General features: G+C 49.4%; 25 protein-coding genes, 1 tRNA gene and 1 other RNA gene. 16 read left to right on the plus strand and 11 right to left on the minus strand.

Annotation, left to right across the window (positions count from 1 at the left end; genetic code table 11):
- The first annotated feature begins 153 nt into the window (after positions 1 to 153).
- Positions 154 to 717 carry a dihydrofolate reductase family protein gene (locus ACZ50P_RS16350; protein WP_464132411.1) on the plus strand — a complete coding sequence of 188 codons (564 nt, stop codon included), beginning with the start codon at positions 154 to 156 and terminating at the stop codon, positions 715 to 717.
- A gap of 19 nt (positions 718 to 736) precedes the next feature.
- On the opposite strand, the gene ACZ50P_RS16355 is transcribed toward ACZ50P_RS16350, so the two are convergent.
- The gene (locus ACZ50P_RS16355; RefSeq protein ID WP_464118843.1) at positions 737 to 1,102 is read right to left on the minus strand and encodes a hypothetical protein; all 366 of its coding nucleotides are present in this window, start codon (positions 1,100 to 1,102) and stop codon (positions 737 to 739) included.
- 368 nt (positions 1,103 to 1,470) lie between these two features.
- Between ACZ50P_RS16355 and ffs the strand changes: the two genes are divergently transcribed.
- The 9 genes from ffs to ACZ50P_RS16400 all read left to right on the plus strand — a co-directional run bounded on the left by ffs (position 1,471) and on the right by ACZ50P_RS16400 (position 8,158).
- Positions 1,471 to 1,569: signal recognition particle sRNA small type (ffs, locus tag ACZ50P_RS16360), an RNA gene on the plus strand.
- A 47-nt stretch (positions 1,570 to 1,616) separates the two neighbouring features.
- Entirely contained in the window at positions 1,617 to 3,434 is a 1,818-nt protein-coding gene (gene dnaX / locus ACZ50P_RS16365; protein ID WP_464132413.1) for a DNA polymerase III subunit gamma/tau, read from the plus strand.
- A 13-nt stretch (positions 3,435 to 3,447) separates the two neighbouring features.
- Positions 3,448 to 3,771, plus strand: coding sequence for a YbaB/EbfC family nucleoid-associated protein (locus ACZ50P_RS16370; RefSeq protein WP_464118845.1), 324 nt, complete (start codon positions 3,448 to 3,450; stop codon positions 3,769 to 3,771).
- A gap of 54 nt (positions 3,772 to 3,825) precedes the next feature.
- Entirely contained in the window at positions 3,826 to 4,440 is a 615-nt protein-coding gene (gene recR / locus ACZ50P_RS16375; protein WP_464118846.1) for a recombination mediator RecR, read from the plus strand.
- The gene (mglA, locus tag ACZ50P_RS16380; protein ID WP_011166041.1) at positions 4,440 to 5,033 is read left to right on the plus strand and encodes a GTPase MglA; all 594 of its coding nucleotides are present in this window, start codon (positions 4,440 to 4,442) and stop codon (positions 5,031 to 5,033) included. The genes recR and mglA overlap by 1 nt, the downstream gene beginning before the upstream one ends.
- A gap of 245 nt (positions 5,034 to 5,278) precedes the next feature.
- Positions 5,279 to 6,244 (plus strand): quinolinate synthase NadA, encoded by a 966-nt coding sequence (gene nadA / locus ACZ50P_RS16385; protein ID WP_464118847.1) that lies wholly within the window; start codon positions 5,279 to 5,281, stop codon positions 6,242 to 6,244.
- A gap of 25 nt (positions 6,245 to 6,269) precedes the next feature.
- Complete coding sequence (locus ACZ50P_RS16390) at positions 6,270 to 6,800, plus strand: 4'-phosphopantetheinyl transferase family protein (protein WP_464132415.1); 531 nt, start codon at positions 6,270 to 6,272, stop codon at positions 6,798 to 6,800.
- A gap of 69 nt (positions 6,801 to 6,869) precedes the next feature.
- A complete protein-coding gene (locus tag ACZ50P_RS16395; RefSeq protein WP_347358502.1) occupies positions 6,870 to 7,262 on the plus strand; it encodes a hypothetical protein in 393 nt (130 codons plus the stop codon).
- A gap of 149 nt (positions 7,263 to 7,411) precedes the next feature.
- Positions 7,412 to 8,158, plus strand: coding sequence for a P-loop NTPase family protein (locus ACZ50P_RS16400; RefSeq protein ID WP_464132417.1), 747 nt, complete (start codon positions 7,412 to 7,414; stop codon positions 8,156 to 8,158).
- A 3-nt stretch (positions 8,159 to 8,161) separates the two neighbouring features.
- Here ACZ50P_RS16400 and ACZ50P_RS16405 read toward each other — a convergent pair whose 3' ends face one another.
- From ACZ50P_RS16405 to katG, 3 genes are all read right to left on the minus strand, one after another.
- Complete coding sequence (locus tag ACZ50P_RS16405) at positions 8,162 to 8,797, minus strand: hypothetical protein (protein ID WP_464132419.1); 636 nt, start codon at positions 8,795 to 8,797, stop codon at positions 8,162 to 8,164.
- A 94-nt stretch (positions 8,798 to 8,891) separates the two neighbouring features.
- A complete protein-coding gene (locus tag ACZ50P_RS16410; protein ID WP_464132421.1) occupies positions 8,892 to 9,632 on the minus strand; it encodes a L,D-transpeptidase in 741 nt (246 codons plus the stop codon).
- 189 nt (positions 9,633 to 9,821) lie between these two features.
- Positions 9,822 to 12,032, minus strand: a complete 2,211-nt coding sequence (gene katG, locus ACZ50P_RS16415; protein WP_464135226.1) for a catalase/peroxidase HPI — start codon at positions 12,030 to 12,032, stop codon at positions 9,822 to 9,824.
- A 394-nt stretch (positions 12,033 to 12,426) separates the two neighbouring features.
- On the opposite strand from katG, the gene ACZ50P_RS16420 reads away from it, so the two are divergent.
- On the plus strand, positions 12,427 to 14,010 hold the full coding sequence (locus ACZ50P_RS16420; RefSeq protein WP_464132422.1) for an FG-GAP-like repeat-containing protein: 1,584 nt from the start codon (positions 12,427 to 12,429) through the stop codon (positions 14,008 to 14,010).
- Between the two features lie 414 nt (positions 14,011 to 14,424).
- Positions 14,425 to 14,871, plus strand: a complete 447-nt coding sequence (locus tag ACZ50P_RS16425; protein WP_464132424.1) for a hypothetical protein — start codon at positions 14,425 to 14,427, stop codon at positions 14,869 to 14,871.
- Positions 14,872 to 14,970: 99 nt separating this feature from the next.
- Here the strand turns inward: ACZ50P_RS16425 and ACZ50P_RS16430 are convergent.
- The 4 genes from ACZ50P_RS16430 to ACZ50P_RS16445 form a co-directional block, all read right to left on the minus strand.
- Positions 14,971 to 15,046 (minus strand) — tRNA-Val (locus tag ACZ50P_RS16430).
- Between the two features lie 66 nt (positions 15,047 to 15,112).
- A complete protein-coding gene (locus ACZ50P_RS16435) occupies positions 15,113 to 15,670 on the minus strand; it encodes a hypothetical protein (protein ID WP_464132426.1) in 558 nt (185 codons plus the stop codon).
- Positions 15,671 to 15,679: 9 nt separating this feature from the next.
- Positions 15,680 to 16,783 carry a winged helix-turn-helix domain-containing protein gene (locus tag ACZ50P_RS16440; protein ID WP_464118863.1) on the minus strand — a complete coding sequence of 368 codons (1,104 nt, stop codon included), beginning with the start codon at positions 16,781 to 16,783 and terminating at the stop codon, positions 15,680 to 15,682.
- Positions 16,784 to 16,975: 192 nt separating this feature from the next.
- Positions 16,976 to 17,254 (minus strand): YheU family protein, encoded by a 279-nt coding sequence (locus ACZ50P_RS16445; RefSeq protein ID WP_464118864.1) that lies wholly within the window; start codon positions 17,252 to 17,254, stop codon positions 16,976 to 16,978.
- A gap of 154 nt (positions 17,255 to 17,408) precedes the next feature.
- On the opposite strand from ACZ50P_RS16445, the gene ACZ50P_RS16450 reads away from it, so the two are divergent.
- Positions 17,409 to 18,710: an SUMF1/EgtB/PvdO family nonheme iron enzyme gene (locus ACZ50P_RS16450; protein WP_464132428.1), complete on the plus strand. Its 1,302-nt coding sequence runs from the start codon at positions 17,409 to 17,411 to the stop codon at positions 18,708 to 18,710.
- Between the two features lie 124 nt (positions 18,711 to 18,834).
- Positions 18,835 to 19,656, plus strand: a complete 822-nt coding sequence (locus ACZ50P_RS16455) for a hypothetical protein (protein WP_464132430.1) — start codon at positions 18,835 to 18,837, stop codon at positions 19,654 to 19,656.
- A gap of 95 nt (positions 19,657 to 19,751) precedes the next feature.
- Here the strand turns inward: ACZ50P_RS16455 and lon are convergent, their stop codons facing one another.
- Positions 19,752 to 22,247 carry an endopeptidase La gene (gene lon / locus ACZ50P_RS16460; protein WP_464132432.1) on the minus strand — a complete coding sequence of 832 codons (2,496 nt, stop codon included), beginning with the start codon at positions 22,245 to 22,247 and terminating at the stop codon, positions 19,752 to 19,754.
- A gap of 337 nt (positions 22,248 to 22,584) precedes the next feature.
- Here lon and ACZ50P_RS16465 point away from each other — a divergent pair, with 337 nt between their 5' ends.
- The gene (locus tag ACZ50P_RS16465) at positions 22,585 to 24,114 is read left to right on the plus strand and encodes a sensor histidine kinase (RefSeq protein ID WP_464118868.1); all 1,530 of its coding nucleotides are present in this window, start codon (positions 22,585 to 22,587) and stop codon (positions 24,112 to 24,114) included.
- Positions 24,111 to 24,503, plus strand: a complete 393-nt coding sequence (locus tag ACZ50P_RS16470) for a response regulator (protein WP_464118869.1) — start codon at positions 24,111 to 24,113, stop codon at positions 24,501 to 24,503. The genes ACZ50P_RS16465 and ACZ50P_RS16470 overlap by 4 nt, the downstream gene beginning before the upstream one ends.
- A gap of 58 nt (positions 24,504 to 24,561) precedes the next feature.
- On the opposite strand, the gene clpX is transcribed toward ACZ50P_RS16470, so the two are convergent.
- Together clpX and ACZ50P_RS16480 are read right to left on the minus strand one after the other, a co-directional pair.
- Positions 24,562 to 25,854 carry an ATP-dependent Clp protease ATP-binding subunit ClpX gene (gene clpX, locus ACZ50P_RS16475; protein WP_464118870.1) on the minus strand — a complete coding sequence of 431 codons (1,293 nt, stop codon included), beginning with the start codon at positions 25,852 to 25,854 and terminating at the stop codon, positions 24,562 to 24,564.
- A gap of 6 nt (positions 25,855 to 25,860) precedes the next feature.
- Positions 25,861 to 26,499, minus strand: a complete 639-nt coding sequence (locus tag ACZ50P_RS16480) for an ATP-dependent Clp protease proteolytic subunit (protein WP_464118871.1) — start codon at positions 26,497 to 26,499, stop codon at positions 25,861 to 25,863.
- Positions 26,500 to 26,576: the final 77 nt, after the last annotated feature.

Below are 26,576 nucleotides of genomic sequence, written 5' to 3' on the forward strand. Positions count from 1 at the left end.
TTAGACTACATTGCTTACATTTTTTTCATCTACAGGACTGGGCAAGATCCGGAACAAAGGACAGGCTAAAACGAGTGATGTTTTGGTAAACCCCGCTTTTCAAGGTACATTCGTCAGAAAGAAAACGAGATTACTCAGAAAGAGGCAAGACCAATGGCGAAGCTGAGCGTTTTTAATCTGATCACTTTGGATGGATACTTCAAAGGGCCTAACGAAGATATCAGCTGGCACAACTTCGGCGAAGATGAACAGGGTCTGTCCGACGAAAAATCCAACAGCGGCAACACCCTGGTCTTCGGCAGAAAAACCTACGAGATGATGCAGAGCTATTGGACCTCTAAGGACGCGTGGAAAGACGACCCCTTGACCACCCAGGGAATGAACAGCTCGAAGAAAATCGTATTTTCAAAGACCCTGCGTGAAGCCACGTGGGAAAACACAACTCTGCTAAACGGGGATCTGCTGGCAGAAATCAAGCGACTCAAGGCCGAAGACGGGACCGACATGACCATTCTGGGAAGTGGTCAAATCGTCGCTCAACTGGCCGAGGCAAATCTGATTGATGACTACTCCATTTTGTTAAATCCGTTGGCACTGGGCGAGGGCACAACCATGTTCCAGAGATTGACTCGCCCACTCCGTTTGAAGCTGGTTTCGGCAAAAACCATGAGAAGCGGAAATGTCCTGCTAAACTATAAAAAGATTGAGCCTCTTTAGAAATAGCTGGAAATTTCTACTACTTGATACGCGTCTTGATCTTCACTTTACTTTGAGATCGGCACGTGGACTCCATAGAAACTGTGGCGCACGTCATCTTCCCACAGTTCAGGGTCAGAACCTGGTTTTCTTTATTAAGCTCTTTGGTTTCAGCCTTCCAATCAGCACAGGCCTTCTTCCAATTCAAACGAGCATCTTTCAAAAGCGGAGCCGCATCCCCTTCGATCTCATCTTCACTGGTGACAACTTCATATTCATTTTTAGCTTTGGAGCCTTTTGTAATTTCAATCGTCGTCTCTCCATCCGCAGGAATGTCTTTCACCCCCATGGTCTGAGCAAAAGCAAAAGAACCCAGCAAACAAGAAACCAATACCATCTTCAACATACGAATCACCTCACATTCCTAAATGCTCCCCCACCCCCAACTAAACAGCAAGCCACGACCCACCCCCCCACAAAACTCCCCCCCACCCAGCGGCGCCCCAAAGGGGCCAGCCTGCCAAAAAACACCACCGCCCCCAAATTCCATGGCCAAAACCAGAGATAACGTCGGCATAGAAGTAAATTTGGGGGCAGATCCCCGGAGTGGGACCTCCAGCGGGGCCCGGACGGCCCGAACCGGGGCCAAGGGCCCCGGCGCTGGCAGAGCCCGGAAGGCGTGTCCCACGGAGCGGGAGCTGCCCCCAAACTTACTTCTATGCCGCACCCAGTTATCGAATGTAATCCCCTCTCCAATGGGTTACATCCAGCGGTGGCCGGGTCCCATACAATAGCTCTCTTGACGAATCCCGCTAGGTCCGGAAGGAAGCAACGGCACTCGAGGGACTATGTGATATGGGGTGCTCGGCCACTTTTTTATCTTTCGCACGAACCGAGAAACGAACTATCAGGGGTGGGTTTTGTCTTATCAGGTGATTGCACGCAAATGGCGTCCCCAATCATTTACCGACGTTGTCGGGCAAAATCATATTACCCAAACACTTTCCAATGCTTTAAAAAACGGTCGTCTTCCGCATGCTCTGCTTTTCACAGGCCCGCGCGGAACAGGTAAAACTTCCTCGGCTCGTATTCTTGCCAAAGCTCTTCGCTGCCCCAATGCTCAAAACTTTGTTCCGTGTAACGAATGTGATTCCTGCAAAGAAATCGCCGGCGGTTCCAGCATTGACGTGATCGAAATCGACGGAGCCTCCAACAACGGCGTGGATGCAATCCGTGAACTTCGCGACACTGTGGCGTTTATGCCCTCCAGTGGTAAATACAAAATCTATATCATCGACGAAGTGCACATGCTTTCCACCAGCGCCTTCAACGCCCTGTTGAAGACTTTGGAAGAGCCGCCTTCGCATGTGGTTTTCATCATGGCGACAACCGAGGTGCACAAGATCCCGCAAACGATCTTGTCCCGCTGTCAGCGTTTTGATTTCCGTCGTATTTCCACCCGCTCTATCACTGAGCGCCTGAAGCTGATCTGTGATCGCGAAGGTGTGACGGCGGAGGATGAAGCCCTGTGGGTGGTGGCTCGTCAAGGTGACGGGTCCATGCGTGACTCGCAAAGTTTGCTGGATCAGGTGATCACCTTTGCCAATGGTCCGCTGACTCGTGCTAGTGTTGTGGAAATCCTGGGCCTGACAGACCGTGCGTTGCTGTTTGAAACTCTGAACGCTTTGATTGATCGCAATTCTCAGGCGATTTTGAAAGTGATTGAAAAGATCGCAGCCGCGGGCTTTGAGCCTCATTTGTTCTCGCAAGATCTTCTGGAAATGATTCGCAATCTGCTTTTGATCAAAGTGTCCGAAGCCCAAGCGTCTCAGATTCTGGAAATGCCTGATTCTGAGCTTCAAGCTCTCAGCGAAATGGCAAGCCGTCTTCCTGAGGAAGACATTCACATGCTTTTCGACATGGCTTTAAAGGGTGGCAACGACATCCCGCGCGCCCAAGATCCTCGTATTGTTCTGGAAGTGACTTTGCTTCGTATGGCTTCAGCTCCCAAACTTGTGGACCTGAAGACGTTGTTGCAAGGTGGAGCTGCAACCCCTCAAAGCGCAGGTGGTGCCCGGCCTTACGTTCCGCCGGTAGCCCCCACAGTCAAAGGTCACGATCGCATTGAAGAAGCTCAAAAAGTTTTAGACGGTCCCAAAGGACTGGAGGCCATGAAGGCGGCTTTGAACAAAGCCAAGCCTGCGGTATCATCCCTGTCGACACAAAAGCCTGCTGCCACCACCTCGGCAACAGCGCTCAGTGCTCCGGCACCTGCCCCAGCCCCCCAAGCCGCGCCAGTTGCGGAAAAACCGAAGTTGGCCACAGGGTCTTCTGCCACAGAACGCTGGGTGAACTTTGTGGAACTGCTTCGCCAGGACGATGCTTTGTTCGCTGCCAAAGTCGAAAATCTTCTTTTTGTGAAAGAAGAAGGAAAGCTGATCAGCCTTGGCGTTCCTGTGAAATTGGCCTTCCTGAAAGACCAAATGGCCGACGCCCAAGTGCGCAAAAAACTACAGGGATTTATTGATTCATACTGGGGTGCTGGGTATTCTTTTGAGGTATTAATGAGTCGTGATCAGGTCGGAGAATCCGCCCAGGCCATCCAGCAGAAAAAAGTGCAGTTGGCCGAGGAAGAGCTTCGCAACAAGATCAACGAAAACCCCATGGTCAAGGCTGCACAGACCGTGTTCAAGGGACAGATCAAGTCCATCGTTGAACTAAATAAACGCGGCCACTAAAAAGGAGAATTCTATGAAGGGTATGCCCGGCGGAATGGCTCAGTTGATGAAACAAGCCAACCAAATGCAAATGAAGATGAAAAAAGCCCAGGATGATCTTGCCAAGGCTGAATACGAAGCAACTTCTGGCGGTGGCGCTGTAAAAGTAAAAGTGAACGGCAACCACATGATCACTTCTTTGAACATCGATGCTGAAGTTTTGAAAGCCGGCGACGTGGAAATGCTTCAGGACATGATCCTGTCTGCAGTCAACGAAGCCGTTAAAACAGCTCGTGATACTTCCGCAAAAGAAATGGAAAAAATCACTGGCGGTTTGAATATCCCAGGAATGTTCTAGGCCTGTGGCCACAGTGCTGAGGGCACCGACAGGTGTCCGAAGCTGGAGTAGCGAGTGTTACATATCTCTGCCCTTGAAAAATTAGTCCACGAGTTGAGCCGTCTGCCTGGTATCGGGCCCAAGACTGCTCAACGTCTGGCTTATTTCATCTTACGCACGGGGAACGAATACCCAGAGCGTTTGAGCGAGGCACTTTTGCGTGTGAAGGCCGAGGTGCATGACTGCCCTCGCTGCTTTAACTACACGGACACGGACATCTGCCGCTACTGCGAAGATGCGCACCGTTCGGACGAATCCATCTGCGTGGTGGAGGAGCCGGCGGACATCATGCGTATTGAATCTTCCGGCGCGTTCCGGGGTCGCTACCATGTCTTGCACGGGGCCATTTCCCCGCTGGAAGGCATCGGTCCTAAAGAATTGAAAATCAAAGAGCTGATCGACCGTGTTGATGATGGTTTGAACGGCACCGGTCCGGTTATCAAAGAAGTCATCCTCGCATTGGATGCCGATCTTGAGGGCGATACCACGATTTTGTACCTGGCAAAGCAGCTGCAAGGCAAAGGTTTGAAACTTTCTCGCATTGCCCATGGAGTTCCTATTGGCAGCGACATCGATTTCATAGATGATAGAACTATGGGTCGTGCCCTGCAAAACAGAGTGGAGCTGTAATGTCCTTTATTAACTACAATGCCAAAGAGATTCACTGCAAAGTCGTGTATTACGGCCCTTCCCTGGGCGGTAAAACCACGAACATTCAGTGGGTTTATCAAAAAACGGCCGAGGATCAAAAATCCAAGCTCGTGGCATTGAACACGGATATTGAGCGCACCTTGTTCTTTGACTTCCTGCCTTTGAACGTCGGCGACATTCGTGGCTTTAAAACCCGCTTCCACCTTTACACTGTTCCTGGTCAGGTGGTTTATGATGCTTCCCGCAAGCTGATCCTAAAGGGTTTGGATGGCGTGATCTTCGTGGCGGACTCTCAAATCGAACGTATGGATGAAAACCTGGAATCCCTGCGCAATCTTGAGAGAAACTTGGAACAACAAGGCTATGACATCCGTGAGATTCCTTTGATCATGCAATACAACAAGCGTGATCTGCCGAATGTCGCATCCTTGGCAGAGCTAAGAAGTGCTCTGAACCCTTATAATGCTCCTGAAATCGAAGGCTGCGCCTCTGAAGGCCGTGGCGTCTTCGAATCCCTGAAAACTGTCTCCAAATCCATTATCAACGTCCTCAAAGGCGGAACGACTCTTTAGAACAAGACCGCGGGGCTGGCTTAAAACAAGCTTTGCCCTTCGGACAGTCCTCGCGGACGCCATCCCTTTGGGATTGGCTGCTGTGGAACTTGGGCAAAACTTGTTTTAAGCCATCCCAGCTATTTGCTCTAACTACGTCTGGCGGGGGTCATGCCGGGACCTTTGTGGGGTTGCTTTTTGTGCCTGTCGTGCTATATGAGCTTTTTCTGTGTTCATCTGGGTTACAATAAGGCCCGAGGTTGATTATGGCTTATGATATTGCTGCTGATATTCAGCGACTTAAAAAAGAGAAAAACGCGGTTATTCTGGCTCACTACTATGAAGAGGGTGATATTCAAGACATCGCGGACTATGTCGGTGACAGCTTCTATCTGGCCAAGATGGGCCAACAGGTCCAACAGGACACCATTTTGTTGGCCGGCGTTGTCTTCATGGCTGAAAGTGTGAAGATCCTCAACCCTACCAAAACAGTTCTGGTTCCGGATATGGAGGCCAGTTGTTCTTTGGTCAAAGGGGCTCCTTACGACAAGTACCTGGCTTGGCGCCGTCAGCATCCCGATGGGATTGCGGTGACTTACATCAATTCCAGCGCGGAAGTGAAATCCATCTCTGATGTGATCATCACTTCTTCCAACGCTCAACAGATCGTCGAATCCATTCCCAAAGATCGTAAGATCTTGTTTGGGCCGGATCAGCACCTGGGTCGTTGGCTTTCTAAAAAACTCAATCGCGAATTCGTGTTGTGGCCGGGAGCTTGCGAAGTGCACGTGCTGTTCAACGCCAAGAAATTGTATGAGCTCATTGCCCAGCACCCAGATGCGGTCGTGATTGCGCACCCTGAGTGTGATGAATCCGTATTGCAATATGCTTCTGTCATCGGCTCCACGTCCCGCTTGCTGGAAGAAGTTCAAAAGAATCCGGCGAAGAAGTTCATCGTAGCTACCGAGACCGGGATCTTCCACCAGATGCAAAAGCTGCGTCCGGATGTGGAACTGATCCAAGCTCCTGTTTTGGATTCAGGTTGCTCTTGCAACAACTGCCCTTACATGAAGATGAACTCCATGGAAAAGATCAAGTACGCGCTTGAGACCTCCAAACCTCAAGTGGGTCTTGATGAATCCCTGCGCCTGAAGGCCAAAGTGTCTTTGGATCGCATGATGGATATCACCAGCGGCAAGCCCGTGACTTGGCCCGCGGAATTCACTGTTTAATTTTCACCCCAAGGACTCACTGCCGATGATTATCTCTGAAAGCACAATTGAGTCCTTCCAAAAGATCCTTCACTGCCCCAGCTTACAGATTTTTGCGCATCCGGATTGGGGCAGTCACAATCCCAACCACCGGGATCTCTTGCGTGCGGAAATCCAAAAACGCACTCAAGGAAAAACACTGTATCACTCCGTCTCTCACACCCACGACCTGGGCATGTTTGCTCTGTGCGAGTTTCCGATTGGGGTGGACTTAGAAATCACCTCCCGCGTACAGGAGAAGGTCGTGGCACGCGTATCTTCCGACGAAGAACTCCGTCAAAGCCCCAGTGCGGCTGCCTTGTGGTGCGCAAAAGAGGCGTGTTTTAAAGCGCTTAAAACCTTCGAGCAACCGTCGGTGGTTTCGCGGATTTCTATAGGGGACTGGCAAAATATTGATTCTCAGACTGAGACATTCACTCTTACGAACGCCACAGAGTTTAAATCCTCCTCTGAAGGACGCGGAGTTGTCAGACAAATTTCACAGTGGAGCTTCTGCTTTTTTGTAATTCCCTCTTAACTTTGGTCGAGTCCTGCCGAAGAGTCTTATAACCGACACTAATGTAGTTTGTTTCAAGGTAGGTGAAAGATGGGAAGTACAAAATACAACCGCAGAGTGGCTCCAAGGACCGAAGTCTCTCCCATTCATATTTCGTATCTCACATCACTGGATGACTTTGCCAAAATCGCAAAGAACAGTGAGATCATCGAAGCTTCTTCAACGGGACTTTTGCTTCTGATTAAACGCGAAGACCTGATTCCTTCAGCTCTTCGCAAGAATCTGAATCTGGATTGCCTGATTGGCGACCGGGTCTTTATGCACCTGGAAGAAATGAATCTGGAAATCTCGGGTGTGATCACACGCACGCAGCTTCTGGGTAAAAAAGGCTTCCATGTCGCGATTGACTATTCAGAGGAAGCTCCAGAGTACTGGCGCGAATGTCTGATGGACCTTCTGCCTCGTCCGGGCGAGCTGGATTAAATCACTGCCAAAACCACTTGTCGCGGGATCCGAAGATCCCGCGACTCTTTTTCGAAGACTCAAGAATCCTGCAATATTTTCAGCCAGACACCATTTGAATAGTCGATCCGCAAGAGTTTTGTTTACTATCCCGGCCCATGAAGATTTCTTTGGCCCTTCTTATTCTCACCATTTTGTGGCCCGCTCACATCGCCTTCAGGCACTCGTTGTGCCCGGCTTTGCTGCCAGCTGCGGCTTTGAGTGAAAAGGCTTCTTCCCAAGAAGAAATCTCTGAAATCCAGTTCCATCAGCTATTGGATCTGTTTGCACAAAATTATTCCGACCTTATTTTCGAAGGCAGTTGGGCCAACAACACTGTCAATGCCCAAGCTCTTCGTTTTAGTGACATCCGCTTGGTGGTGATCTATGGCGGTTTGGCTCGACATCCTTCGATGACCTTGGACAGTTTGACGTTGATGATCTGCCACGAAGTCGGTCATCACAAAGGTGGCGCCCCCTATTTCCCCGACATCCATGGCAATGTCAGCTGGGCCTCCGCTGAAGGGGCTGCGGACTATTACTCTGTTCAAGGGTGCTTCAATCAAATAGCGCAACAACTAAGCTCATCACCACAACAGGTCGCAAACAAAGATGAAATGTTGCTGGAGCAGACTTGCATGGCTCAAAACCCGCAGATATGTCCTCGGGCTCTGCTGGCCGGGTTGATCACAGCAAAGCTGCAGTGGACAGTTCTGCCGAACAACGATCCCTCTCCCAGTCTGGAGAAAGCCGAAACCGACATCGTCCAGACAACCTTGTTAGACTATCCCAGTCCCCAATGCCGCCTGGATACGTTCCGCGCCAGCGCTCTGTTAAAAGAGCGCCCGGCCTGTTGGTATCGTTCTGAAGAGTTCTAAAGACTAAAGATCCGTGAAAGTCGGAAGACCGATTTCAGAGACCAGCACCACAGAATAATGCGGAGGCAGGAACCAGCTCAGAGCCTCAGCAATGCCCTGATGTTCTTTGGTTGGAGGATTCCCCAAAGATTCCAAAGAAAATGCCAGATCATAGTGCTTACGATCCGGGCTCATCACCAGAATGCGTGGACGAAGAACGCCCTGATCACGGAAGAATTCTTTTAAAATATTACGAACATACTGCGGAAGATACTGTGGAGAAGGCGGCCCCGCGTGCAAGCCCTGACCTTTTTCCATTTCCACGCTGCCCACCGAAGCCTGTGCCGCCTCTTGATAGAAACGACCGGTTTCCTTGAAGTTCCAAAGCATGCCGTAAGTAAAAACATAATCCGGATAGGATTTGCGTGGATTGACAACCAAACCCACACCTTTCATCGCTGCCCACTGCATGACTTTGTTCGCAGGCTCTGTGGCGTCTTCACCGGTTTCGACCAAAAGATAAGGCCAGCCATCCGGCCCCTGCTGAGGAGTTTCCACCAAAAGCTTGATGTTGCCCTGAGTGACGGACATGAAGAAATCAATCTCCCATTGGTGATCACGTTTTTCATCGGGCACATTGACGATTTCAATCAGGTTCATGGAAAGCTCCTAAAAACAAAAAAGGCCGGGATAACCCAGCCTTTTTATGTCCGTTTAGGGAGCAGGTCAAGCCACGCTCCCCTGTGGCGTGATACTAGTATTCCTCAACAATCACGATTGTTTCGTAGCCCTGTTCATAGCGAACTTTGCCGTATTCATCACGTTTAGGCTGACCCGTGCGGGTATCCAGAACTGGCACAGAACCCTTGCCCGCGGCAGTGACCGCACGGTGGATTGTTTGGATCTGAGCCTTGTGAACACGCACGCAACCAGAAGAAGCCCGCTTCCCCAGCATTGCCTCGCCTGCCGCCTCACCACCAGAAAGATCCGGCGGCACCTGATGGATCGCCAAACCACGAGTTTCATTGAAGAACATCGCATAAGGCATCTGGAACTTGGATTCACCAGAACGGTAGTTGTAACCGTGAACGCGTTTGATTGCATAGAATCCGCGGGTTGTGTGTCTCCAGTGAGAAGACGTGGTGCCTTTGAAGATCTTGTTCACAACACCACGAACCTTGCTGATGTATTCCAAATCCTCACGGCCTGTGGAAACATAAGTGGAAAGCTGAAGCTGGCGGTTTGTATAAAGACGCAACGTCTGCGCCTGAGGCCCTTTCGCCGCCTTGTTGATAACAATCACATTGGTGTACTGGCTCAGGTATGTTTCGCCGCGAAGATAGGCTTGTTCATTGAACAGACGACCGCGAGGAGCCTCGTATGAATCCTCAACCATCAGTCGGCGCTCCAGCTCGGAGCGAGATTGCGCAAAAGCATTGAAAGAGGCCAAGGTGGCAACCAAAAGCAGGCCGAAAATAGCCATCATACGATTCATGAAATCTCCCCATCTGAAATTATTGCCATTAGCGAGGCAAAATTCGTCTTTTTGATGGGTCAGCTATCTAGCAGAAAGATTACAGGGATCGAACATATATTGCGCGTTGTGTAACATTTCGTCAGAAAATTTTTACACACCTTGCGAAGAAAGCCGGGCCTCCCAAGAAGAGGCCCGGCTCAAAACCATTTATTTCAGATCAAAACGGTCCAACATCATGACCTTGTCCCAGGCCTTAACGAAGTCATTGGCAAACTTCTCTTTACTATCGGCGGAAGCATACACCTCAGCGATTGAGCGCAGCTCAGAGTGAGATCCAAAGATCAGATCCACCGGTGTGGCCGTCCACTTCACAGCATCCGTCTTTCTGTCGCGACCTTCATAAAGACCGTCTTCAGAAGATTTTTGCCACTTCGTCGACATATCCAGCAGGTTCACAAAAAAGTCCGCGCTCAAGGCACCCGGCTTCTGAGTAAATACCCCGTGTCTTGAATGGCCCGAGTTAACATCCAGAACACGCAGACCTCCCAACAGCACCGTCATTTCTGGAACCGTCAAGGTCAGCATATTCGCACGATCCACCAAAGCCTCTGCCGGAGAAAGATAGTTTCCTTCGCCGTAGTAGTTACGGAAAGCATCAGCTTTCGGCTCCAGAACGCTGAAGGATTCCACGTCTGTCTGCTCCTGAGTGGCATCCATGCGGCCTGGCTTGAATGGCACAGTCACCTTATAGCCGCCCGCCTTGGCTGCGTTTTCAACACCGACGGCTCCACCAAGCACGATCAAATCCGCCATTGAAATTTTTCTGCTGCCCTTGTTAAAGCCTTTTTGAATTTCCTGAAGCTCCGCGATGACTTTAGAGATCTCTTGCGAATCATTCACTTTCCAGTCTTTCGCCGGAGCCAGCATGATGCGCGCTCCATTGGCGCCACCACGTTTGTCCGTCCCACGATAGAAGGCCGCTGAAGCCCACGCCGTGCGGATGAGATCTGAATTGCTAAGACCCGAACTTGCGATCAACTTTTTAAGGTGTGCCACCTCAGCGCCACTCACAAGCTTATGATTGACAGCAGGAATTGGATCCTGCCACTTGAAGATCTCCTTAGGAATATCCTTCCCTTGATAGCGCGCACGCGGGCCCATGTCTCTGTGAGTCAGCTTGAACCACGCTCGCGCAAATGCGGCTTCGAACTCTTTGGGATTATCCAGGAATTTTTTGGAAATCTTGTTGAAGGCAGGATCTTCTTTCAACGAAAGATCCGTCGTAAACATAATCGGTGCATGACGTTTATTCGGATCATGAGCATCAGGCACCTGATTGGCAGCCGCGCCCCCCTTCGGAATCCACTGCGTCGCACCCGCCGGGCTCTTGGTCTTCACCCAGTCAAACTGGAAGAGGTTCGCAAGATACATCATTGAGAATTGAGTCGGCGTCGGAGTCCACGCCCCCTCCAGACCACTGCTCACGGTGTCTTTACCGCTGCCTGTACCACATTTGTTTTTCCAACCCAGGCCCTGCTCTTCCAACGGCGCTGCTGATGGCTCTGCCCCCACACACTTGTCCGGTCTGTGAGCGCCATGCGCCTTACCGAAAGAGTGGCCGCCAGCGATCAAAGCCACGATCTCTTCATCATCCATCGCCATTCGGCCGAAGGAGTCACGAATGTCCTTGGCTGCCGCGATCGGATCCGGATTGCCATTCGGGCCTTCAGGATTCACGTAAATCAGACCCATCTGCACCGCCGCCACTGGCGACTTGTCCAAACGGCCTTCTTTATTGCGACGTTCATCGCCCATCCACTTCTTCTCAGCTCCCCAGAAAACAACATCCGGTTCCCACTGATCTTCACGACCGCCGGCAAAACCGATGGTTTTGAAACCCATGGATTCTAAAGACACGTTGCCCGTGAGAATCATCAGATCCGCCCAGGAAAGACTTTTGCCGTATTTTTGTTTTACCGGCCACAGCAGACGGCGGGCTTTGTCCAAATTCACGTTGTCAGGCCAACTGTTCAGCGGCTCAAAACGCTGCTGACCACTTCCTGCGCCACCGCGACCGTCACCCACTCTGTAAGTGCCGGCGCTGTGCCACGCCATACGAATGAAGAACGGGCCATAGTGACCATAGTCTGCCGGCCACCAATCCTGAGACGTCGTCAGGACTTTAGCGATGTCCTTCTTTACTTCTTCCAGGTTTAATTTATTAAACTCTTTTGCATAATCAAAGCCCTTCCCCATTGGGTCAGATTCAACGGAGTGTTGACGAAGAGGAGCCAGATCCAGACGCTCAGGCCACCAGAACTTATTGGTTGGAGCTTGCTGAACATTGACATTTTTATCTGAGGACGCTGCAAATGCAGACCCAGCGTGAAGGCTGAGTGCGATAAGAGCGGCGCCCATAAGCGGTTTTTGCAACACTGATGTTCTCCTTTGTGATTATAAAATCGGTTGTTTGGCCTCTCTAGTGTTTGCAAACCTCTATAGAATGTAAAATTGATTCTCCCTAATGATCGATAGAGGAAATCTATTTATTTTCTGTCCCCATAATTTTTATCTAATTTTTGGCCGCAACTTTTGGAGGCCTCAATTTTGTCTCAAGCCAAGACATCCGCCGGGGTCCTGTAAAAGGATTCCCAACATTTCTTCCTCACTGCATATTTAAGCTTTTGATATTGCTTGTAGTTCTTAAAACAGGACCAGCCCTTAGACAATGTAAACAGAAGCGACGCTCCTATGCACTCAGATGCTTATAACCTGGCACCCAGGTTGCTTAACGAACATTACGGGGGAATCAATGAAGTTTAAAAATGGTGCTTTCATTCTGGGCTCAATCACTCTGGTCACCACCTTTCAAAACTGTGCGCCACAACAGGTTCAGTTCGCCGACATGGCCTCCCTGGAGTCAGCCGGAATTCCCGAAGCACCCATCTGCCGCGAGATGATCACAGAAGAAGTCAAACCCACTCTGGACTATGCGTGGGACCCCGAAGCCAGTTTGCTTCCGGAATACAAACAAGTCATGGCTGCTCCTGTTGTGGGAGATCTGGATGGCGACGGCACTCCAGAAATTCTATTCGTCACATTTAAAGATGGAGCCTATGAAAGCGACGGCATCTTGCGTGTGATCAACGGTCGCACAGGTGAAACCAAATGGAGCGCTTCAGAGGACAGTATTCGCCCTTATGCTTCGACATCCCCTCTGCTATTGGATATTGATCGCGACGGCCGTCCTGAGATTTTCTATCTTCAACAGAAGAAGAACTCCATGGTTGCCCTTAACAATGATGGTTCTCTGCGCTGGACTCTGGCTTTGCCGACGGCGCTGGGTGGATGCAAAGGTGGTTTTGCCGGAGCTCAATTTTCGAATCCGGCCGGATCTTCAATCATTGCCGGTAACTATATTGTCTCTGAAGATGCCTCGAAAAAACCCTCTGTCTCTTTCCGTTTGGATGAGCAGACAACTTCCTGTGACACCTATGCAACCAGCCTGAGCACAATAAAAGGCAGTGCACCTTATATCGTGAGCAACACCGCTGTATACGACGAAACAGGCAAAAAGCTTTGGTCCTTCAAACGCACGGGCACCCCGGCTTCCGCTGATTTGATGCCAGAAACAGCAGAGCTTGAAGTCGTTGTCACGGGTGGTGGCTATCTGACGATCTATAATGGTCTTACCGGAGAAATCCTTTCTGACAAAGCATTGGCAGAACATTCTGATCTTATCTGTAGGCTGGACGCCCAAAAGCGACCCGTTATTGGCGGCGGCCAGGCTTCGATTGGCGATTTTGATGGTAAGTCAGACACTTTGGAGATCGCCATTGCGACAGGGAAATCACTGACTATCTTTGATAACTATGGAAATAAAATCGCTGGAAGCGTGACCCAGGACTGCAGCTCTTTGGTTACGGGCATCACCTCTTTCGACTTCAATGGCGATGGCAAACCGGAAATCATCTATGGCGACGAACAATTCCTGCGTATCTACGAAATGGACAAATCCGGCGACCTGAAAGTTGTTTGGTCAACCATCAACCCTTCAGGTACTTTACGTGAATATCCAGTGGTGGCCGACGTGAACGGCGATGGCTATGCAGAATTGGTGGCGGTGGCCAACAACTATGGCGTGAGAGGTCTGTACAAAGTAGATGCAGAGAAAGAGATCGCCCAAACCATCACAGGCCTTCGCGTCTTCAAGCCCGCCACCGCAGGTTCGTGGATGCCAAGTCGTAAAGTCTGGAATCAGTATGCCTACTTTAACTCTCACATCAATGACGATCTGACTGCGAATGCCTCAACCATGCTGAATTCAACCAGCGGCAAGTCGTTTAAAGTCAACTTGCAAGGTCGCAGCACGACGATCACTTGTCGCGAGAAATAAAGTCAGGTGTTAAACACCAAACTGGAAATCCATAAAAATCACAAAGAGCTAATTTAGATAGCCTCTGTAGGGTTCTGAACATAAATTAACTTATGATCAAAACCCTGTGCTTTCTTTGTCTCTGCTTAAGCATAAATGCCTATGCTCAGCCGTATAGGATCACAGGCAGCCCGTCATATCCGCCCGTATCGTGGCAGAAAAGCGCTACCGCCTTAGAGGGCGTGGGGGTAGACCTGGCTCATCAGCTATTCAAAAGCTTGAAGTTCGACTAAAGGGTCAGTTATTCAGGCCCCTGGAAACGGGTTCAGAAGTTGGCAGAAGACGGCCACGTTGATTTTTTAATCGGGCAGCACAAGACAAATGAAAGACTGGCCTATCTCGATTATCTTGAGCCTCCTTATTTGAAGGACAAGGTTGTTATTTTTTTTCGTAAAGATGCGGGAAAAATCAATTCAGGATCTTTATGACAGACCCGGAGCAGGTTTAATTGGTGATGCAGGAATCGGGTTATTTAAAGACTATCTGGCCGAAAAGAATATCAACTACAAAAAGAAACTGTATGAAGTCCCCGATATCGAATCTGTTTTTAAACTATTAGAGGCGAACCGAGTTCAATACACTGTCTACGGCCTAAATGCAGGGCTGTGCTATATCAAGAAGTCCAAAGTGATTTCATATATGGACACCCTCTTCCCCGAAAGAGAAATCTATTTTGCTATTGCCAAAAAATCCAAGCTGATGAGTAAGAAGAAAGAAATTGAAACTCAATATGCCGCCCTTCTTAAAAAGGTGGATATAGATAAAATGGTAAAGATTTATTTGGATATCTGGTCCGCAGAAGCCGACCATCAGAGGAAATAGAACGCAGCCATAAGGCGCCGTTTCAATTTTGATGGAGGAAGAAGGACAAATAAAAAAACCACCTCGAGGGTGGTTGATTTAAACTTCCTAGAAGAAGTTTGGTAGGGAATGCCGGATTCGAACCGACGACATCCACCTTGTAAGGGTGGCGCTCTACCAACTGAGCTAATTCCCTATCGTCTTGAGAGGACCATTTCTAGCAATGGTCCGTCCCTTAAGCAATATCTTTTTTAATAAAATGCTATTTTTTTATGTCCTCGATGCAGATTCTTTGGCTCAAGGTGGCTGAAATCTTCACAGTTTGCATGTGAACCATTTCATCCGTACCCCCACGCTCCAAAGTGCCGATGGAAAGGACCATAACTTCGTCCATAGGCATGCCCTGCAGCGGCGGTACCGGGGAATCTTTTTGGCTGATGGCCGTCATTTGAACGCGGTAAATAGCCCCACCCTTGCTGGTCATTTGCGCCAAAACCTTCAAATGATTCTCATGGCCCACCCCTGTCGCCAGGACTTTGCAGGTTTCACCGTCAAACTGCTTCACCTGAAGCTGACGAACACCCGTGGACTTCTGACGAACCACCTTCAAGGCGAAGTAGGAAACGTAGTCCCCTTGCTCGACTTTCCAGATACCCTGGATGTCTTGCCATGGGAATGGCTGTGCCAAGTGGAACGGCCATGGAACCCAACGGTCGTCACTGGCTGGCATGATATGTTCTTCGACTTTGGCATGAGCCCCTACAGAGTAAGCCATGCTGGATAAAGTCACCAAAGTTGCGATCAAAATTTTGCTCAACATGAATCCCCCCTAGTGCTCGAAATGAACTCGAGCCGCTTTATTCATGTAATATCCATTTTTGGCTCTAAAGATATACTTAGGCTTTTCATAATCCGGTTCAATCAGCTTACGCAGACGTTTGATGGTCACGTAAATCTTATTGTCGTGGATGGCAGGATCATACGGCTGCTTCCACACATTCTCAACCAAGAATTCCTTGGAATAGATCTGCCCCTGATTTTGTACGAACAAACGCAGCAAATCCAAAAGGATAAACTGGTTTTTGAAGTCAATTCGACCCAGTTTCTTCTCGATAACCGAGTGATTGGCCTCATCAAATATGAGGTCAAAATTAGTTTGAGTCTCGCCGCCGATTTTTTCGGCAAGATTTTTCACCATGCGTGCCAGACGTTTGTGGTTTTCACCATCAACAGATCTTTGCGCCAAAGTGATGTATGTGCGAGCCATGTCCTTGTCGCCGATTTCAAAGTACGTGTCGGCCAAGGCACCCATCAGGTAGTTGGACATAACCACGTTGCGAGTCTCACGAACGATGTCGTAAGCCTTCCACAAAACCTCGATGGCTTCGTCATACTTTTTCATCTGCTTCAAGATGTCGGCATTCAGGAACAAAGAAGACGCCTGAAGATCCGGCATCTGGTAAACCTGGAAGAAGACCTGAAGATTGTAGATCTCTTTCAAAGCATCGGAATAGCGCGCAGAGGACGGATGTGAATAGCACATCGCCAAACCAAAAATCGCGTGACAGATATCTTCTTTGTTGTCGGATGCAAGAGCGATCGCCAGGGCCTTTTGGAGATAGTCCATAGCGGTGTCGATCTGGCCTTTGTAGGAGGCACAAACTGCGAGTGTGTAGTAAGTTTTGGAATTAAGCTCAAAGCCCTCTTTAAGAACCAGATCCTGAAGCTTTTCTTTGGCCAGGTTGATTTCTTCAAATTGCTCGCGCTCAGCATAGATGCGCAGAAGCAGATTGATGCACTTCAAGTATTGAGAGAAATTCTTCTCGGCAAAGAAAGCTTTTGTCGCTTCCTGAAGATTGTCCACGGCAGGCGTGAACTCTCCTCGGTCGTAATAAAGCTTGCCGAGCTCGAAAGCACGATCAGTTGGGTTCATAAGTTCCTAAAACTCCAAAACAAAAAACAAATTACTCGCAGGGGACAGGTTTTTACAGATTGTCAGGAATACGTCAATGCAAGACGCGGACGGTTGCTCACAAAATAGGCATACTGAGAATTGATTTCAGGAATGTAATGAGCGCCCGCAACACAAAGTGATTATTCTGCGGTGTGAGAGACGAAAAAAACGCTAGGAGAGCGGTTTTCCGGCCTTCTGGAAGCGCTTCCATTCTTGTTCGGTCATCAGCGTGACAGATTCTGTATTGGGATCAAAAACAATGCGGACATGGCCTTTTTCAATCTGCTTTTGCAGCTGTTGCACCTTGGTTTCATGGGCCACTTCATTCACGCCGTAGTCGGTGCCTTCGCGCTGAATGAAGTTTTCTATCACCCCACGCAAAGCCGCATCACTCAGATCATCTTTTGAAACTTCAATCGGCGGGGCCGGATCTTGCGAATTTTCTCTCATACTTTCTTCCTAGCTGGTTCTCGGCCAATGACTGGGTTGGGTTATAACAAAAGAGGCCCAAAGACGAGTTCTTACTTTTAACATAAGGAATTTTCCAAAGTAGGTCAAAAATCAGTGAAGATTATATAAAACCACAACTTGTGAGGACTCCGAAATGCCGAAACTGCGCGTGTGTTTGCTTTGCCTGGCTTTAACGACATTCTTAGCTTCTTGCTCCCAGTCTTCTTCGGGAAAGAAAACCTCGCCAGACAATCAGTCCTCGGAAAACCCTCCCCAAACAACACCACCGACAGAGTCACCTAGTCCGGAGCCAACTCCGGAACAGCCTGCTCCTGCTCCTGCGCCGGAAGAACCGACTCCTACTCCTATGCCCGAGGAACCAACGCCAGCACCGATTCCAGCGCCACCACAACCTGTTCCCGCGCCAGAAGAGCCAGGACCTACTCCACAACCCACGCCGGAAGAACCAGCACCAGCGCCGACACCGGCTCCTACTCCGGCTCCAACACCTACGCCCGAAGAGCCTGCTCCAAGTCCAACGCCGACTCCGCAGCCAGTTCCGGAAGAGCCCGCTCCTGCTCCGACACCGGAGGAGCCGGCGCCGACACCAACTCCAGAGCCAACTCCAGAGCCAACTCCAGAGCCAACTCCAGAGCCAACTCCAGAGCCCATTGGGGTTTGTCCAGATGGGTATGAAAAAGTTGCGGCAAACTCCGTCGTAAAAACAGAGGCCTATTGTATCGCGAAGTTTGAGATGAAAAAGGTCTCTGGCAAAGCCGTTTCCCAAGCCGCCGGAAGGCCCTGGTTGGCAAACAAAGCCACCGCACAAGAAGCTTGTGCTGCTTTAGGAGCCGATTACCGCTTGCCTACCAATGCCGAGTGGAATGCGGCGGCCCTGGAAATCTATGACAACGCAGAAAACTGGGTCGATCACAAAAAGAACAACACACTTTACACAGGATTCTACTCCGGCTGGACCGAGCCAGTTGAAGTCAAGGACGTCACCAATCCTTACGATGGCACCGGCAAGAAAAAAGGCGAAGAGCGCAGAACGTTTGTCCTAAATAGCGGCGCGATCATCTGGGATTTCGGTGGCAATGCCTGGGAATGGGTCAGTGACACGATCTATGGAAGCTCGTACACGCCGGATCTTTCCAGCCACTACGGCCGTCGGTATCACAACAACAATTGGGACGTAAAACCTGGCTCCCAGCAGCTCTTTGATTTCACCGGCATGACCGACGCCGGAAAGAAAGACACCTACATGGGGAATCTGTTCGGGGGCAGCACCGGAAAAGTCATTCGTGGAGGCGCCGTCTGCATCCACTCCAAAGGAGTGACGGGCATCTTTGCCGCGAACATCGGCGACATCACGGCTGATGATCTGCAAGCCCCAGCGTCGTGGAATCTGAAAATGAACAACATCGGCTTCCGCTGTGTGACCCGGCCTAAATAGTCCCTGACCAGAATATCGACAGCCCTGCAAAGCCCTCCTCAAACAGAGTGAGGGCTTTTTCATTTTTATGACGGCATCTGATTTGCTCCCTACACAGCCGAATTCAACTAGTAAGGAGTGTTCCATGAGATTACAGAATATCGCACGTATCACATCTGCCCTTCTCACAGTTTCCAGTCTTTGGGCTTCCCCAACGGAGGCCAAAGAAGCGCCCACCTCCAAAAAAGAATACTGTGCGATGAACAGCCAAGACTATAAAGACCTTTTGATGAAGACAGAGAATCATCTGGCCTTTGTAAATCAAGGGGGCATCGGCGATCAGGGCGTGTGCTGGTGGCACTCGATGTTCACACGAAACGCCACGTATCTGGCAATCTATCGCCCGGAGCTGCCTCGCCCCACACGCTCGGAAGCCCTTCAGATTATCAAGGACATTTCTGCCAACCGGGGTGTGGTTGATATCCCAGGGTTTAGAAATCTGGAAGAGTTTTCTGCCGTTCACCGAGATCAAATTCAGACTGAGCTGAACGCCGGCCAAATCGTCGATGGTGGCATTCTGTTTGGTTGGGTTCGTGGAGTCACAGGGAAGCATTCCGTGCCGGCCCAGCAGCTTGAAAGCATGATGAACAATCTTTACAGCGAAGTGCGCAACGGTCGGGTGGCCTATCAAATGCTGCAAATCGAAGGCATCATGGCCCACGCCTGGCTGGTGGTGGATATGAAAAGGGACGGCGATGGATTTATTCTCTCGGTATTAGACAGCAACTATCGCGACATTCAAACCGTCCAATATCGGCGCGGCATGACCTCTTTGCAGGAATACGGCTCTGTCCCCTACACCAGCCGCAATGCCGTTGATTATCAAGGCTACAAAAACGCTAAATCCCTGTACTGCAAACGCAACATCAACGCCAAAGACCTGCGCGACCTGATCGACAAACGCTAAACCTACAGTTACTTCAAATGCAAAAGGCCGATATTTCTACCGGCCTTTTGCATTCGACTCTCGTCAAATTTCCAATCTCTAATTTCCAACCACTCTTAGTGGTGGTGTACCGACTGACCCGTGTACTGAGCTTTGATTCCGAACTCGCGCTCCTTTTGAATCTTGAACAATTCTTTTGGAGACTTGATGTCCAGAGCATTGATCAGAACCTGATCCACATGGTCCACCAGGATCACCTTCAGATCCTTCATCACATCCTTAGGGATGTCCTTAAGATCTTTTTCGTTCTCCTTAGGGCAGATGATCAGCTTGATGCCACCGCGGTGAGCAGCAAGGATCTTCTCTTTCAGACCACCGATGGCCATCACACGTCCACGCAATGAAACTTCACCCGTCATCGCCACTGTGCGCTTCACAGGGACTTTCATGATCGCTGATACGATGGAAGTCGTCAGTGCGATACCTGCAGAAGGACCGTCCTTAGGAACTGCACCCTCTGGCAAGTGGATGTGCACATCTATATTCGAGAAATATTCTTTGTCCAAACCGAACAAAGGACCTCTGGATCGAACATAGCTCATCGCCGCCGCACAGGATTCTTTCATCACATCACCCAGCTGACCGGTCACAGTGAACTTGCCTTTACCAGGCACCACGCTCACCTCGACTGCCAGAAGGTCACCACCCACTTCCGTCCAAGCCATACCGTTCGTCAGACCGATTTCGTTTTCAGTCTCGATCATACCGAACTTGTACTTGTGCGGCCCCAGAAGCTCGACCAGTTTCTGCGGAGTAACCACATAGCCTTCGTTCTTCTTCGTGGAGGTCTTCGCTGTTTTGCCGCCTTTTTTGGCAGCCACAGCTTTTTTATCTGTTTTAGCTTCGGCTTTGAATGTTTCCAAAGTTTCGTTCATCACGATGTCTTTGGCGACCTTACGAGCCACGTTGGCAAACTGTCTTTCCAGGTTACGAACGCCCGCTTCACGAGTGTAGTAGCGGATCACATCGCGGATGGTGTCATCCTTGATGGTGACTTTATAGTCTTTCAAGCCGTGGTTTTCCAACTGCTTCGGAACCAGGTAGTTCTTCGCAATGTGGAATTTTTCCTGCTCGATATAACCTTCAAGGTTGATGATCTCCATACGATCCAATAGAGGTCTTGGAATCGTGTGCAAGGAGTTCGCTGTCGCGATAAACATCACTTTAGAAAGGTCATATTCAAGCTCCAGGTAGTGATCCTGGAAATTGCTGTTCTGCTCAGGGTCCAAAACCTCAAGCATCGCAGCAGCCGGGTCACCTCTGAAGTCATTGGCCATTTTGTCGATTTCATCCAGAAGAACCAATGGATTGCCTTTATCCACTTTACGCAGGGCCTGCAGGATTTTACCTGGCATCGCACCCACGTAGGTTTTTCTGTGACCGCGAATTTCTGCTTCGTCACGCACGCCACCCAAAGAGATACGCGCAAATGGACGATTCAAAGATTCCGCGATGGATCTAGCCAAGGAAGTTTTACCCACCCCTGGAGGACCTGCCAAACAAAGGATCGGCCCCTTCATATCTTTGGAGATCGACAAGACTGCCAGGTATTCCAAGATACGGTCTTTGACTTTTTCCAGACCCCAGTGGTCTTCGTCAAGAATGCGCTGAGCATTTTTGATGTCATGTTTTTCTTCTGTGTAATCAGCCCATGGCAAAGACAGAACCCAGTCGATGTAGTTGCGAACCACAGTCGCTTCCGCAGACATCGGTGACATCATTTTGAGCTTTTTAATCTCTTTCATGACCTTGTCTTTGGCTTCCTGGCTCATCTTCTTGTTCTTGGTTTTGATCTCAAGATCTTGAAGCTCTGCCTGGTAGTCGTCTTTTTCGCCAAGTTCCTTCTGGATCGCCTGCATTTGCTCATTCAGATAGTACTCTTTCTGAGAGCGCTCCATCTGTTTCTTCACGCGCGTGCGGATCTTCTTTTCGACTTCAAGGATTTCGATCTCGCCCGTCATCAGGTTCAGAAGGTGTTCCAGACGTTTGGAAGGATCTATGATCTCCAAAACAGTTTGCTTGTCTTCCAGCTTCAGATTCAATTGAGCGACGATGATATCCGCAAGCTCCCCTGGGTTTTCGATGGTGGAAACACGCATCAAAATCTCTGGTGGGATACGCTTGTTCAGTTTCACGTAGGTCTCGAACGTTCCTTTAACGGAGCGAACCAAGGCCTGCGCTTCAACGATATTCGTAGGATCTTCATCAAGGGCCTCAACAGCCACTGTGAAGAAGTTGTCGTTGTTTACGAAATTCTTAATCTTTACACGACGTTTACCTTCCACCAGAACTTTCACAGTTCCGTCAGGCAAACGAAGTAATTGGATGATCGTTCCAACAGTACCGATAGCAAAGATGTCTTTGGGTTCGGGATTATTGGTTTTGGCGTCTTTTTGAGCGGCCAAAACGATGTCGGTTTGTTTGCTCATCGCCTCTTCAAGAGCGTTGATGCTCTTTTCACGACCGACAAACAAAGGCATCATCATATGCGGAAAAATGATGAGGTCTCTTAGGGGCAAAAGTGGTAGTTGTTGTACTTTTCCCTCGCTCATATCCTCTCCCTCCCTGTGGGTTAACGAGCAGGCTCGCTCCTACTTAGAACCGAACCAAATCTGCTTCGGTTAAAAGATCCATCTCAAACCATGAGCAAATTCTTATACTCAGTCTAACGATGTGTATGATTGCTGGGAAGTAAATATATTGCAGAAAAAATGACTTCTGGTCCTGGCAGCGAGTCCAATTTGCCCTTAAAATAGGCATCATAAGCACACCTAATGCTAACCGATAATTATTCTAATAAGTGTTGGAAATTGAGAATCTTTCCTAATTGTAATTCCAGGGCCCAACATTTTGATACCCTTTTAGTCCATTTGGTTCGATAAGTGCTATGTGACACCCAGAGACAGCAAAAGATGGTTAAGCACCAACTCGCTTTCCCTCAAGCTCCTTATAGCGACTTGGGCGGTCAGCTCGTTTGCGACACTGATTCTTACCGCATTCCAACTTATCATGGACTATCAAAGAGATTTTGATAAGTTGCAGAACAATTTTACCATCATCAAGAACTCTTACCTTGATTCCATGGCCGAGCATCTGTGGTCATATGACACTAGACTTCTCGAAATTCAGCTCGATGGTCTGGGGCGTTTGCAGGGCGTAAGCTATCTGCGCCTGGTGGCTGACAATAAAACCATCTATGAAACTGGGAAATCTGATCCGACCGAAGAAAGTCACAAACGCTTTGATATCTATCACAAAAACACCAACGAGGTTCTGGGTGCGTTGGATGTCGAGTTGGACGTCAAAAGCCTGCGTGAAAAATACTTCCAGGAAGCGATTTGGATCTTCGTTCGTCAGGCTGCTAAAACCGCGGTCGTGGTATTGTTCCTGTACTTCATCTTCAACCGCATTCTGGTCGTTCATATCCAGCATATTGCCGGATACTTGAGTGAGAATCGTGGGCGTGACGCCAAAGATCTGGAGCTGAAACGCCGACCGCACAAAGGACAGGACGAGCTGGATGTTTTGGTCGAATCCATCAATCTGTTCCGATCTGAGCTATTAGAGGCCAATCAAAAACTTGAAAGTTTGAATCAGGCCTTGGAACAAAAAGTGGCAGAAAGAACCCGCCAGTTGACGACCAAGAATGAAAGCCTTGAAAAGGCCATGCTGCAGATCAAGCGCATGCAGGCCACTTTGGTCGCCCAGGAGCGCCTGGCCTCGTTGGGAAGCCTGACGGCCAGCGTGGCACACGAGATTCGCAACCCCCTGAACTTTGTTTTGAACTTCTCCGAACTTCTGACGGACTCTGAAAATCTGGAAGAAATCAGAGAGATCAGCCGTGTGATCCTAAAACACAGCCAACGCATCGATCAGATCGTGCGCTCGATGCAAATTCTTTCGGGTTATGACAGTGATGTTCTGGAAACGGCGGATTTGAACGAAGTCGTCAAGAAAGCCTATCAGGATACGATCACGACTCGATCGCTGGGCTCCAGCTATGTGCCTCCGAAGGTCACTTACCGTCTGGGTGAATCCATTCACGTGCCGGTCTATACGGCATCCCTGCTGCGGGCGCTTTCCAACATTATCGACAACTCTATTCATGCCTTGGAAAAGAAAGTTCGCAGCAATAAGAACTTTGAGCCGGAACTCATATTGTCCACAGTCGTCCGCGGTGATTCTGTTGAAATCATCATCCGCGACAATGGTGTGGGGATCCCGACAATTTTGGGTGAAAAAATCTTTGATCCATTCCTAACGACAAAATCGGCCGGTGAAGGGGCTGGACTCGGACTGACTGTTGCGTTTAATATTGCCCAGAAACACGGCGGCACTTTAAAATACAACAGCGAGTTCGGGCAATGGACAGAATTTATCATGTCCCTGCCCCTTATACACGAGAGACCGAATTCATGATCCATATTGTGATAGTCGACGATGAGGCAGACACACATCTGCTTTACAAGCTGAAGTTCAAGAAGTTGTTCGCCCATTGGGGTGAATTGAACCTGGTATCGTTCCTGAACGCACAGGATTGCCTGGATTACCTTAAAAACCCTGCAAATCAGCAAGTGGATCTGATTCTTTCAGACATCAATATGCCCGGCATGGATGGCTTTGAACTCCTCAAAGAGGTTCATGGAATGCACTTGCAGATGCCCTTTTACATGGTCAGCGCCTATGAGTCCTCTGAATTCCGCACTAAAGCCGAATCTTTGGGGGCCACCCGCTTCCTGAGTAAACCCGTCGACTTTCACCGACTGGGCGAAGCCGTGCGCCAGGATCTGAATCTTTCCGAACAATAAAAAAAGCCCCAGGTTTCCCTGAGGCTTCTGAATTTCTTTTCTTCCAAAAAGCTCTGTCCTATGCAGAGCTTTTCTTTTTTGCTTCCTCTTCAGCCTGAATTTCCTCATCCGTTTTATAGACAAGCATCGGCTGAGCTCCTTCATTAATCACGTTTTCATCGATGACCACTTCCTTCACATTTGTTTTGGAAGGAATGTCGTACATCACATCCAGCATCGCTGTTTCGATCACACCACGCAGACCACGGGCGCCGGTTTTACGTTTCAGGGCCATCTGAGCCACCGCACGCAAAGCTTTGTCCGTGAACTTCAACTCAACACCTTCATAGCTGAACAGCTTCTGGTATTGCTTGATGATCGCATTCTTAGGGCGCACCAGGATGTCGAGCAAAGCTTCTTCATCCAATGGCGCCAGAACTGCGATTGCCGGCAAACGACCGATGAACTCCGGGATCAAACCGAACTTGGAAAGGTCATCCGGCTCCACTTTAGAAAGCAGATTGGCGCTCTTTTCCACTTCTTCGGACGTGCGGATGTCCGCCGCGATACCCATCGTTTTGTTCGTCGTTCTTTGTTCGATGATCTTATCCAAACCTACGAACGCCCCACCCACGATGAAGAGGATGTTCGTCGTGTCCACCTGGATGAATTCCTGCTGAGGATGTTTACGACCGCCCTTTGGAGGCAGATTCGCCACGGTGCCCTCGAGGATTTTCAGCAACGCCTGCTGCACACCCTCACCACTCACGTCACGCGTGATGGATGGGTTTTCAGACTTTCTGGAGATCTTGTCGATCTCGTCCACGTAGATAACACCTTTTTGTGCTTTTTCCACGTCATAGTCAGAAGCCTGAAGCAGGTTCAACACCACGTTTTCAACGTCTTCACCGACATAACCGGCTTCCGTCAAAGTCGTCGCATCGGCCATCGCAAATGGCACATTCAAAACCTTGGCAATTGTCTGAGCCAACAATGTCTTACCGGAACCTGTCGGACCGATCAGAAGGATGTTGGATTTTTGCATTTCAACGTCAGTGGACTTTTTCCCCTGAGCCATCGCGTTCACACGCTTGTAGTGATTGTGAACCGCCACCGCCAGAGTTTTCTTGGCCTGTGTCTGACCGATCACGTAATCATCAAGGTAAGTTTTGATATCGGCTGGTTTTGGAACTTTGAAGGTCCCCTTGACCGCCGTCTCTCTTTCTTTTTCCTCGTCAATGATGTCATTGCAAAGATCAATACACTCGTCGCAGATGTAGACGCCAGGACCGGCGATCAATTTCTTGACCTCTTTTTGGCCCTTGCCACAGAAACTGCATCTCAAAGCACCGTTGGTATCTTTCGTCGTCATCTGCTCTTATCCTTTTTTTGCCTTACGGGATTCAACCACATGGTCAAGCAATCCGAATTCCTTCGCCTGATATGGATCCATGAAGTTATCGCGTTCCATAGCTGCTCTCAAGGTCTCGTAATCTTTGCCAGTGTGTGTCTCATAGATACGAGTCAATTTCTCTTTTGTCTTAACTAGTTCTTTCGCGTGGATCTCGATATCAGTGACCTGACCGGACAAACCGCCACCGGACAACAATGGTTGGTGGATCATGATGCGAGTGTTCGGCAGGCTGTAACGCATGCCCTTTGTTCCCGCCGTCAGCAACAATGAACCCATGCTCGCAGCCATCCCCATACAGTAGGTCGCCACGTCACATTTTACGAACTGCATAATATCGTAGATCGCCAGGCCCGCAGACACGCTGCCCCCGGGGGAATTGATATACAAATGGATCGGCTTTTCAGGGTTGTCCACTTCCAGGAACAGGAACTGTGCGATGATAGCGTTGGCCACCTCGTCTGTCACTGCCGTACCCAGAATCACGATACGGTCTTTAAGTAGTCGGGAGTAGATGTCATAGGATCTTTCACCCTTTGAGGTTTGCTCGATGACGTAAGGAATGAGTGCCACTGCTGTCTCCTGTGGTTGTGATTGAGGTGTCATTCTGTGCTACCTATCGGAATACTGGCGCAGGACTTTATCAAAAAGCCTTTGACCCTTAAAACTGCTGTGCTACATCT

It is taken from the genome of Bdellovibrio sp. CKG001, assembly GCF_055397465.1.